Below are 10712 nucleotides of genomic sequence, written 5' to 3'. Positions count from 1 at the left end.
GCCAGGGCATCATCAGTTAATCCTTTGCTGAATGGGTTAAGTGAAGTCTCGGAATCTTGAACCTCATTGATCAGAATTTCCCGACACGAGCGCAGATCCTGTTCGAATTCACCTTCGCCTGCGTCTGGTTTTGCCCAATACAAATCTGGGGCGCAGGCAGAAAGAAATACGGAAAAGAGGCTGACGCCTATCCACGTCCCATAGCCATGGTGAGGAAACCTTGACCATGCCGATGCACGATGTGGGCGAAGTGTTTGTTCCTTTCTCATGAAAAGTTTTCCGTCTGATTCGATTGGATGAGAAATTTTTTGTCGCAGTCCATCATAAGGTCCAAAAGCCTTTTCAAGCGAACTGAGTAGTTGAAGTGATCCGCGTCTATGCATGGGTCCAGGTAAAGAATGTTCTTCTAATCGGGAATAGGACATACATCAGTCATCCGATTCCGGCATCATAAAGGCGGATTTTTGCCACCACATTTCATACATGGGTATGACGAACATGATGAGAAACCCTACAACCATCAGGATGTCTCCGGTCAACATGGCGATGGTAAAGATTGGGGACACATAGGCAATCAGCCAAGGTGAAACCAGATCCAGGGTGACTCCGACAAAGGCCATCCATGTCGTAACCACTTTTATGGTGGGCCCGACCATTGTGAGATAGAGCACATGGACCAAAATCATGAATGTGACCGGCATGGTAAACAGATGAAAATGTGTGGTCTCGGCCAGTTGGCCAAAGGGCATTGGTTCACCAAAGGTCGCATCAGACCCTCGGTAATGTTCGGCAAGGCCTTTAAGGCTTAACTCAGTCATGCTATGAGCCCAGAAAAAGGTGAAAATAAATCCTGCGAGCATGAGCAGGAGAAACCAGGTATAGACTAAGCGGATATGGCGGTCGGTATCACGGAGCCGGAAGCGGGCATTGAAATTTCGCATTCCATTACTGCAGGAGGTTAGAAACCCAGCAGGGACTCCAAAAAGCCTTTGTTCGTTTGACTGGCCGTATTGATGGGGGCTTGGCTCTTGGATTGTAAGTAGAGTTCATGGGCCAGGACGAGGGCGCGCTTAACGCCGGCACTCATGGATCGTACGGACATGGTGGCGCCGGAAATGTTGAGGACATCCCGGTTGATCCGAATGGGGTCCTCAATCGTTTTTCCATGGTATTGGTAACTGAAGCGTTTTTTTCGCACTTCGCTTCCCCGTGATTCCCGATATATCAATACTTCAACGTTGGTGACTTCCCCATCGGGGTCAACTCCAACCATATAGGTCATCGCCTTATGCTTGCCGATTGTATGTTGGACAAAGGCCCATCCATCGATTTCTCCCTTCGTTTCTCCAATAAAGCAATCAAAGGTCGATTCCGGAAATTGCCATCCTATTCGTTCTTCGATGAGTCGTTTTTGGTCGTCGGTGAGGGTGATGACCTCCAAGCGGATGGAATCGGAGTCAGGAAGTGTCAATTTGGCGGCCTCTTCCGGAGTCAGGTAGACATCTTCCTGAACCATTTCCTGGGGCGTAAGGTATCGGTTCAAATCCTGATCCCAGATTTGCTCGTCTTGGGCCTGGCCTCCCGAGGTCAGACCAAGAAAAAGGAGTGCATTGAGGAGGAGGATAATCAGGATTCGATGAAGCATCCTTCAGCCTCAAGTGTCTTGGTTAAGTTGGTCAAAATATTATTCACGGCTTTTTCTGATGGCTCGACCGGATACCAATCATAAATTCTGCCGCCACCACGGAATCCCCAATGTTGCCGCCGTTCCGCAATTTGTAATCGCACGGCATTGGAATCGAGGGGCTTCATGGTCAGGGTCAGTTGAGATCGTTCTTTGTCGCCCATTCCTTCACGTTGGAAAAGGCCATAGGCGGCGCCTTGCACATATTCCACCCGCCACCCGGTTTCGATCACCCCGTTAGACTTGTCTTTCTTGGTCACCGGATAGGCTTTGAGAGTTTCCAATGAGGAATTCCATACAGAATCAATTGGACAGGCCATGTATCGATCGACAATCAAGTCTTGACCGGTAAGGAAGCTGCAGCCTAGAAAAAAAGCTGTACATGCCAAAATAAAGATTGTGCGAATCAGGGAAGCAAGGGATAGAGCCAACATAAATAACAATATGAAAACAATATCGGGATTAATAAATTAAAAAACGAGAATGAATTTCGATTTATTTGAATTTGATTCTCATTATGAGATATTGTAGGCCGATTATATCAGTGGAATTTGAAAGCGGTCAATATGGATATTTATGTTGATTTTTATCAGTATTCTCAGGATGTTCTATTTTTTGAAGATTTCCAGAGGCGGGGAAAATGTTTAGGATCTTTTCCCCGCCTCTCATTCGAGATATTTTAGAAATACGTCGCCCAGGATGCAATAAAGGCTGTGTCACTGATCCTATTACCTTTATCATCTAGGCCTACAGGCGTGTACTGGAAGTCGGTTTTAAAGACACTATCTTCCGTGGGACGGAAATTTAAACCGAAGGTCCAACGTTGCCATTCCCCGGTTTTCCTGGCTTCACCACTTAAATCCTTTCCGAGTTGCGTTTCTTCCCACCTCACCACGGCGGTAAATGTGGAGACTTCCTTTTTGAAGAAGGTCGGGGCCAGGTTGCTCAGCCATTCTGGAAGGAAGTGGTAATTCCCTTGGATGTAGTATCCTTGCATTTTCTCTGGATTGCCGTTCTTCGTTCCGTCTTGATTTTTGTCGTTGTTTCCGATGTGAGACCAGGCACTTTCTCCAATTAACTCAAATGGACCACGTTGGAAGGTCCAATCTAATGCCACAATGGCCAGATTATCACCCTTCCGGGTGCCATAGTTCCCGTAAAATCCAGAACCACCGACTTCTACTCCCAAAACAGGACTGAAGGCTATTCGCCCAGTTACCGATTTCCCATTATTATTGTCAAACTCGGTGCTGCTTGAGCGAGCCGAGCGGAGTCCGTTATTTTGGTTGATATTGGACGTGTTATTGGGATTGTCCTCGCCTCCAAAGGCGTTGGTGAATCCATTGAGGACATAGATTTCGTAATCCAGCTTTGAGAGAGCTGAGGGATAGAATGTGCCGTAGGCTCCGACACCCGGTTGGTGGAGGGTTGATGGGAGGATTCGTTGGTCCACGATAGGGCGTTCGGTGAGATCACGGAGGGGGGCGTCATGCAGGAGGTTGAATTTCCCCATGGGTACCAGGATGATTCCTGCGCGAAGGTTGACGGGTTCCTGAATGAGATAATCGATAGTGGCGAATTCCACGGTCAGCTCATTCCCATGCTCAAATTCGATTTCTGCTGCGATTTTGACCCGATCACTGACATCGGCATAAATAAAGGGTACTAAGTGGTGTTGGTCGAAATTACTGTTCCCTTGGTTCTTTCGATTGAAGTATTCAATGTCCATGTATCCACCCACGATGGCTTTTGGGCTGGAAACGAAAGGCCGGGCATAGATCAATCCTCCGGACCCTTGCATGGCTGAATTGGGTTTTTGACTCTTACCAAAATATGTTCCAAGGTCTCGAACGTTCCTGCTTGTAGGAGAGACCGGTTCGCCGTCCATCTGTGTCGCGCTTCCGCCTCCCCTCATAAGCTCTTGCACCCTTTGGTCAACGGCTTTGTTAATCGCCTCCTGTTCAGTCTGCGTCAGTTCTTCGGCGCCGGCGATTCCCTGAAAACCATACTGTCCGAACATACATGTTAAGGCTACCAGAGCCCCCATGAGCAATCTTGACTTCATTGCATTTCCTCCAATCAAACGGATGGGGACTCTAAAGGGTCCTCTGAGGTTATTGAGATTGAGTGGGACTCAAAGGCCCTCAGGTTAATTGAGAGGACAAGCTTCTCCCGGATTCTTTATGAGGGAGTGCTAATAGGTGGTGAGGTCGCGCATAGTTGGATGGCGACTTCGGAATCAGAGAGAGTCGAGAAAGGTATGAGAATAAGACGTTTACATCGTTTGCATTTCAACTCAACTCCGTTAACTCCAAGCTTTGCGACCAACTGACCACATTCACATCGAGCTTCAGAACATTCTTTTACGACCCCTGGTGCCATGGTGTAATTTTTGCTCACCTCCATCTATTTGATTAAAGTTCAGGTAGTTAAATAATATTGATAACTATTATTAATATCCTTAAAGCGGGAGCAGTAATATCTCACTCGGCACGATTTGTCAAGATCAAGTTTTTTAGAGGGTTCAGTAACATTTCTATCGGACAAGCCATATTGGGCCTATGTAATCCTAAAAACGGCAATTGTCCTCTCACCTCACCTCGACGACTGCGCCGTACGCGGCACTTATGGCGAACGGATTCTTACCCAGCGGGAGATGAATTTTTCACCCTGTTCGTGCTAAGCCCGAACCGTTTGATAAGCTATATAACAAGCTTGGCGAGGTTGAAGCGTGGGCGGGATTTCATCACATGAATTGCCATTATGAGGATAAGAGTTGATGCGGGGCTGGAACCAAAATGGTCGACAAATCAACGGGCTCCTAAGCCCTTAGGGGAGGTGAGTCATTGTTTCCATATTGCAATACATCTCGTCATCTTGATTGGGGATCGTTGAGAGCTCATTTTTTAATTGCAATTTTGAGCATGTTCCTTTCAGGTTGTTTCACCGTGGGAGCTCAGAATGTAACTGGTGGCGGGGGGGACCAATCACTGGTATTTGGAGGAATTGACCTCGAAACCATAGGGCCGAATCCACGCCAGTTTCCTACTCGATTGCGTTTTTTTGATGTGATCCATGCCTCCACGCAGGAACGAACTCGTGTCATGGTCGAAGCTGAGGCGCAAACTTTCTCGGTATTTCTCCTGCCTGGGCACTATGAGGTCATTCGCTTGCAATTTAATGAAGGCCCCTTTAGGGCGGAGTCCTCAGTTACGATGAGGTTTCATATTCCCGCCAATCAAATGACCTACTTAGGCACATGGCAGTTGAAGGTTGATACACCCAGGACCCAACGGATGGTCCGGATGGAGGTTCCACAGAGAAATCCGAATTGGGAGGAAGTCTTTGAAGCTGATCCAATACTGAGAGGCAGATTTGTTGTGAACTCGTTCCCGGAACTTACCACTCACAAAGCCAGGATGTATGTCGTGGCTCCATATCCAAAGGCCCCATACTTTTATCGCTGAAAATCCGTTTGTTGCGTTCTTTATTTCATGAATAGGGGAGGCGCGTTTCGCTGTCTTTGGGAATTTGTATCTATGAATCAGCATTCATTTAATCATTTTGCCATTGTTTTTTTCTCTGTTGCACTTACGCTGGTCAGTCTGGATGCCGGTCTGGCAAAAAGTGCTCTCATCAAGCGTAGCCAGTATTTAATGGGGACTCTGGTTTTTGTGACTGGAGTGGCATCGGATGAAGAAACGGCCAAAACCGCAGTTTCGGCCGGTTTGGCCGAAATTCGGCGCATTGAACACCTGATGAGTACCTGGATTCCAACCAGTGAATTATCGAAGGTGAATGCTGCGGCGGGACGGGAACCGATCCAGGTGAGTCAGGAAACGTTTGAGGTATTAGTGCGATCTCTGGAGATGGCTAAGCTCACGCAGGGAGGGTTCAATATCGCCGTTGGTCCAGCGGTCAAGGCATGGGATGCCAGCGGGGAAGGGCAGGTTCCGTCCCGGGAATATCTGGAAGAGCTCCGCCCGCAGATGGAGTTATCAAGCATGGAGTTGGACGAAAAAACGCGAAGGGTGTGGTTGCGTCATCCCGGGATGTCTATTGATGTTGGAGGAATCGGGAAAGGGTATGCGGCTGACCTTGCTGCCAGGGTGATGCAGGCTTCAGGGGCGACAGCAGGCGTGGTTGCCCTGTCCGGGGATATTAAAACGTTCGGACGCATGCCGGATCATCAGCGGTTTGTCTTTGGCATTCAGCATCCTCGAAAAAAGCAGGGGGAGGTCTTAGGACGGATCGAATTAGAGGATGAAGCGGTCTCCACGGCGGGAGACTATCAACGGTATTTTATGAAAGACGGGGTTCGCTTTCACCATATTCTCGATCCCAAGACCCTTCATCCGGCTCGCGGATGTCAAAGCGTGACGGTCATAGCCAAAGATGGTGTGATGGCCGATGGGTTGGACACCGGGATTTTTGTCATGGGTCCCGACAAGGGCATGGCCCTCATTGAGTCATTGCCCGATGTGGAAGGGGTGATTGTTGATCAGGAAGGAAAAGTTTTTGTCTCATCCGGTCTGAAGGGTCGTTTGAGCCTTGAGCCGTAACAAGGCTCTCAACCTCAATCAATAAAAAAAGGAGGCATGAAGCCTCCTTTTTTTTGATTGAACCTGTTTGGCGAGAGTACTGTTTAGCTTGGTTTGTCTTTGGAATGGTGGGAATACCCGCCTGGATGACCTTTCGTCATCCCGCCTTCTTTATACGAGTCGAGACGATCATGGACCGCTTGCATCCGAGAGCGTTGCTCATCGGTTAACACGGCCTTGGCGTCCCGACCGGCTTTTACTGACGCCAGGTAAAGCCCGGCACGAATCTCATACAGACTTTTCAGTTTGGATTCAACGGCGCCCAAGTCACCTTGGTCATTCCGCAACAACTCGTGCAAATCCAAGCTGGTCAGTTGCATGTCAGCTTTCATTTTAATTTTTGTTTTTTCAAAATTGGTTTTAATCGTTTGAAGTTTGGCGACCTGTTCATCGGTAATGGCCATGCCTTCTTTGAATTTCAAAATGTGCTCAATAAATTCAGAGGCACTTTGATGAGGACCATGTCCTGATGAATGGGAGCTTCCTCCGGTGCCATAGCCACCGGACATGCTTGTGCCATGTGGAGCCTGGGCATGGCCATAGGCTCCTGTCCCGTGGGGGGACGCGCTGTTTCCAGATGGGTGGTGCGCATCTCCTCCATATCCTGTGGCCAAACCCATCGCGGGGAATCCCAAAATTAAGGATAAGACCCCGGACCAGAGAGGAATCATTCGTGTGTGGTTCGTTCTGCCTTTAATTGTCATGTGAACAGCCTCCTTTCGCTATGAGAAAAAAGCTAGGGTTGAAAAAATAAGCTGACAGATCATGATCTGTGAGTTCCCTGAACCAGTTCTTATTATACACAGGAATGGGAGAAATGTAGTGTGTAATACCCTGACTTATCTTAAAAAAAACCCATGAAGCCAAGCAACGCCATTGGTTTGAGCCCGTGTCCCGGATAGAGAAAGGCGGGTGAGAGCGTGGATGATTCAGTTTTTGCGCCGATAGGTTGGAGCAACAGTCTCTATTTGAGAAGTATTCGTTATCAAAAGGAAAAAGCTGTGAACGAAGGGAACGGAAAAGCCAGATCTATCAGGCGGGTTGGCAGGTATTGCAGAGACCGTAAAGTTCGAGTTTGTGGGTTTGAATGGTAAAGCCGTTAATTCTCGCAACCTCTTCTTGTAAATTTTCGATTTGGCAATTTTGAAATTCGACAATTTTTCCGCAGGAAGTACAAATGAGGTGATCATGATGACCCTTGTGGGACACATTATCGAATTGCGTTTGTGAGCCGAAATGGCGTTCCTGTGCCAGGTCGGTTTCACAGAATAATTTGAGTGTGCGATAAATGGTGGCGAGGCCAATATGGGGGTCTTTTTTGGCGAGGATATGATATAACTGCTCGGCAGTAACATGCTCCATTTTCAAGAAGGTCGTCAGAATTAACTCGCGTTGACGAGTCAGTTTGAGACTGTTTTTTTGAAGATGATGTTTGAGTGTTTCGAGTTCTTTGACTGGTTTAGGCATAGTAAAAACTTTCTGAATGAATGAAGAAAGATATTAAACCCCAACCAGCCTAGGGGGTCAAGAATTATTTTGTTTGTTTTGGCATTGGTGAGGAAATTTAGGGAGAACGTATGAGAAAACCCTCAGAAGTGACCGGTGACCGCGCTTTGCTGATTTATACTTTGCATTTGACCGAATCCATGGGTCTGATGAGTGACGTAAAACTTCAGCAATTATTATTCCTTTGTGAATTGCAAATGTTGGGGAAAGGATTGAAAGGGTTGCATTTTGAATTCGTACGATTTCCCTATGGGGCTTTTAGCAAGGATGTCGATAATGACTTACTCTTCTTGCGTAGGAAGGAACGGATAGAGAATTTTGATGTGCCGGAACAGGCCCAGGGGGTCGTGAACCTGGTTGACCAGATGATGAAGGAACCCGAAGCCAATCAACAGGTCATGGAAATTATTCAGACGGTTGTCGAGAAATATGGCCCTATGGATACCAGCGCCATTATGAGCGCCGTGGAGGCCGTGGAATTAGGTCCAGCTGATAATCCTGAGCAAAAATTGGCCATCCGGGATATTTCCTTCCATACCATCATGCTGGTGCCTTCGCGGATAGAAGTGACCGAAGCCATCACGCTGTCACCCGCACAGGTAAAAACCTTGAATGCGGCGATGGGGTATTAAGGCCCAATCGGCATCCGGATGACGGTGAATCCCTGGGGTGTGGTTGTGATCGGTGAAGAGAGGCAACGAAGTCACGAGGCCGAACCTGTGTTCGGCCTCGGTCTTGTGAATCAAAGATTCTAAAATTACTTGGTAGGCGAGGTCTCGACAGGAGAGGCTGTTGAGCCAACGGTAAAGGTTTCCCGTAGCGCTTCCAGCCTGACTTTTCCCACGCCTTTGACTTTCCCCAGGTCATCGAACGACTTAAAGTCTCCATGATCCTTTTTGTAGGCGAGAATGTTGTGGGCGATATCCTGTCCCACGCCTTTGACGGCCTCGAGTTGTTCCAGACTGGCAGCGTTAATGTCAACCTTATTCACGTTGGCTTCTGCCCAGGGCAAGGGAAATAACAGACCAACTGAAAGAACAAGGGCAAACATGAAAACGGAAACCTTTTGTGAATTCAGCCTCACGGTACACACTCCTTGAAAAAGGTTTGACACGCCTCGTTGCACGTTGTTCCCCTGTAAAGGGAAAAGGCAACGAATGAATAAGTGAGGCCAGGTTAGGGACGTGCACAAATCAGCGGCAACCTGTCGAAAAGGTTGCCTCGGAAAATGAAAACACCGATAAAATCTGATGGATTATTCGGCGTTGGAGGCAGGGAATGTTGTCGGAAATTGATACAAGGTGCCGAATTTCTGCCTGAGGTCTTGAAGGAAGGGTTCAGGTGTCAGGGCTTGCCCTGTCACGCGTGTGATGAGGTCGGCCGCCGTATACTGTCGTCCCCAACGATGCACACGGTCATTCAGCCAGCCTTTCAAGGGAAGCAGGTTGCCTTGACTGATAGTCTGGTCGAGGTCTGGAAGATCTTTTTGTGCCTGTCGAAAGAGCATGGCCGCATACAGATTCCCAAGCGTGTAGGTGGGAAAATAGCCAAAGGCACCAAAGGACCAGTGCACGTCCTGCAGCACGCCCTCCGCATCGGAGGACGGAACGATTCCCAAATATTCCTGAATTTTGGCGTTCCAGATTTCCGGCAGATCTTCAACGTACAAGCGGCCTTCAATGATATCCAGCTCAATTTCAAATCGCACCATGATATGCAGGTTGTATGTCAGTTCATCGGCTTCGACCCGGATAAACGACGGGGCCACTCGATTAATTGCCAGATAGAAATCCTCCGCACTGGTCTCCCCCAACTGTGTCGGAAAGATTTCCTGAAGTTTCGGGTAAAAATATTGCCAAAACGCCTGGGACCGTCCCACGCAATTTTCCCATAAACGGGATTGGCTTTCATGAATGCCTAAGGAAACGGCTTCGCCTAATGGCGTGCCATAGTGTTTGGTGGGTAACCCTTGTTCATACAGGCCATGCCCGCCTTCATGAATACAACTAAAGAGGCAGGAGGGGAGATCCGTTTCGAAGACCCGCGTGGTGACCCGCACATCGGTTGGATGGAAGGCCGTCGTAAAGGGATGCTCCGACAAATCCAGGCGTCCGCGTTGAAAATCGTAGCCCATGTGCTTGAGCACCAGCCGTCCAAAGTCCATCTGTGGGATTTGCCCATACGATTGCGTCAGGAGTTGGGTGTCGGGTTGGACAGGGGACTGTCGAATGGAATCCAGCAGTCGGATCAACTCCGTCCGCAACGTGGCAAAGAGTGGTCGTAATTGCGCCACGGTCGATCCCGGCTCGTAGGTGTCCAGTAACGCGTTGTAGGGAGAATCTGTGTAACCCAGATACTCCGCCTCTTGTTGCTTGAGTTTCACGACCCGTTGCAAATTCGGCAGAAACCGTTGGAAGTCATTCGTCTTCCTGGCTTCCGCCCACACTTGTTGAGCTAACGAGCATTCCCGCTCAAGCTGGTTGACGAACGCCGACGGCAATTTTTTCGCGCGGGAAAAGTCCCGCCAGGTCTCGCGAAGGAGGGCTTGTGCGGGTTCATCCAGGGCGGACGAGTGCTGAGAATGAAGAGCGCCGGTTGGGAGATCCACAAAAGTCCCAAGCCGCGATTCCATCTCAGGTGAAACAAATTGGTCATGTGCCAGTGTTTGAAGGGTGGCCAGTTGTTCCGCACGAACTGCTCCTCCACCAGAGGGCATATAGGTTTCCTGATCCCAGGAGAGCACGGCTGCGGCATCATGCAGGTGATGGATCTGTCGCAAGGTCTGTTTCAGCGGATCTAGAGCAGCAGCGTCAGCGGACATGAGCGGTTCCCTCAATGATTGAAAAATGGTTCAGCGGATGACCGGACCACTCTAAGGCAGCTCTGAAGAAATTGGCAAGAAGCCTTCGCCGATGAGTGAA

Annotated in this window: 12 protein-coding genes; 3 read left to right on the top strand and 9 right to left on the bottom strand. The window is 48.7% G+C overall.

Annotated elements, in window-relative coordinates:
• The 5 genes from AAH187_RS17835 to AAH187_RS17815 form a co-directional block, all read right to left on the bottom strand.
• Positions 1-269 (bottom strand): hypothetical protein (locus AAH187_RS17835; RefSeq protein ID WP_342349838.1); only part of this gene is annotated, 269 nt, incomplete at its 3' end.
• 159 nt (positions 270-428) lie between these two features.
• Entirely contained in the window at positions 429-941 is a 513-nt protein-coding gene (locus AAH187_RS17830; RefSeq protein WP_342349837.1) for a hypothetical protein, read from the bottom strand.
• A 17-nt stretch (positions 942-958) separates the two neighbouring features.
• Positions 959-1645 carry an FMN-binding protein gene (locus AAH187_RS17825; protein ID WP_342349836.1) on the bottom strand — a complete coding sequence of 229 codons (687 nt, stop codon included), beginning with the start codon at positions 1643-1645 and terminating at the stop codon, positions 959-961.
• Positions 1627-2004: a DUF3576 domain-containing protein gene (locus AAH187_RS17820; protein WP_342349835.1), complete on the bottom strand. Its 378-nt coding sequence runs from the start codon at positions 2002-2004 to the stop codon at positions 1627-1629. Before AAH187_RS17820 ends, AAH187_RS17825 begins: the two co-directional genes overlap by 19 nt.
• Before the next feature lie 359 nt (positions 2005-2363).
• Positions 2364-3749: a hypothetical protein gene (locus AAH187_RS17815; protein WP_342349834.1), complete on the bottom strand. Its 1386-nt coding sequence runs from the start codon at positions 3747-3749 to the stop codon at positions 2364-2366.
• 883 nt (positions 3750-4632) lie between these two features.
• Here AAH187_RS17815 and AAH187_RS17810 point away from each other — a divergent pair.
• Both AAH187_RS17810 and AAH187_RS17805 read left to right on the top strand, forming a co-directional pair.
• Positions 4633-5151 (top strand): hypothetical protein, encoded by a 519-nt coding sequence (locus tag AAH187_RS17810; RefSeq protein WP_342349833.1) that lies wholly within the window; start codon positions 4633-4635, stop codon positions 5149-5151.
• Between the two features lie 72 nt (positions 5152-5223).
• On the top strand, positions 5224-6246 hold the full coding sequence (locus AAH187_RS17805; RefSeq protein WP_342349832.1) for an FAD:protein FMN transferase: 1023 nt from the start codon (positions 5224-5226) through the stop codon (positions 6244-6246).
• 83 nt (positions 6247-6329) lie between these two features.
• Here the strand turns inward: AAH187_RS17805 and AAH187_RS17800 are convergent, their stop codons facing one another.
• Both AAH187_RS17800 and AAH187_RS17795 read right to left on the bottom strand, forming a co-directional pair.
• A complete protein-coding gene (locus tag AAH187_RS17800) occupies positions 6330-6989 on the bottom strand; it encodes a Spy/CpxP family protein refolding chaperone (protein ID WP_342349831.1) in 660 nt (219 codons plus the stop codon).
• Between the two features lie 328 nt (positions 6990-7317).
• Positions 7318-7752, bottom strand: a complete 435-nt coding sequence (locus AAH187_RS17795) for a transcriptional repressor (RefSeq protein WP_342349830.1) — start codon at positions 7750-7752, stop codon at positions 7318-7320.
• Between the two features lie 110 nt (positions 7753-7862).
• Here AAH187_RS17795 and AAH187_RS17790 point away from each other — a divergent pair, with 110 nt between their 5' ends.
• The gene (locus AAH187_RS17790; RefSeq protein WP_342349829.1) at positions 7863-8423 is read left to right on the top strand and encodes a hypothetical protein; all 561 of its coding nucleotides are present in this window, start codon (positions 7863-7865) and stop codon (positions 8421-8423) included.
• Positions 8424-8548: 125 nt separating this feature from the next.
• Here AAH187_RS17790 and AAH187_RS17785 read toward each other — a convergent pair whose 3' ends face one another.
• Both AAH187_RS17785 and AAH187_RS17780 read right to left on the bottom strand, forming a co-directional pair.
• The gene (locus tag AAH187_RS17785; RefSeq protein ID WP_342349828.1) at positions 8549-8842 is read right to left on the bottom strand and encodes a helix-hairpin-helix domain-containing protein; all 294 of its coding nucleotides are present in this window, start codon (positions 8840-8842) and stop codon (positions 8549-8551) included.
• A 204-nt stretch (positions 8843-9046) separates the two neighbouring features.
• The gene (locus AAH187_RS17780; RefSeq protein ID WP_342349827.1) at positions 9047-10612 is read right to left on the bottom strand and encodes a carboxypeptidase M32; all 1566 of its coding nucleotides are present in this window, start codon (positions 10610-10612) and stop codon (positions 9047-9049) included.
• Positions 10613-10712: the final 100 nt, after the last annotated feature.

The organism is uncultured Nitrospira sp., from assembly GCA_902500695.1.
GTDB lineage: Bacteria > Nitrospirota > Nitrospiria > Nitrospirales > UBA8639 > Nitrospira_E.
This window is presented reverse-complemented; position numbering and strand designations above follow the sequence as displayed.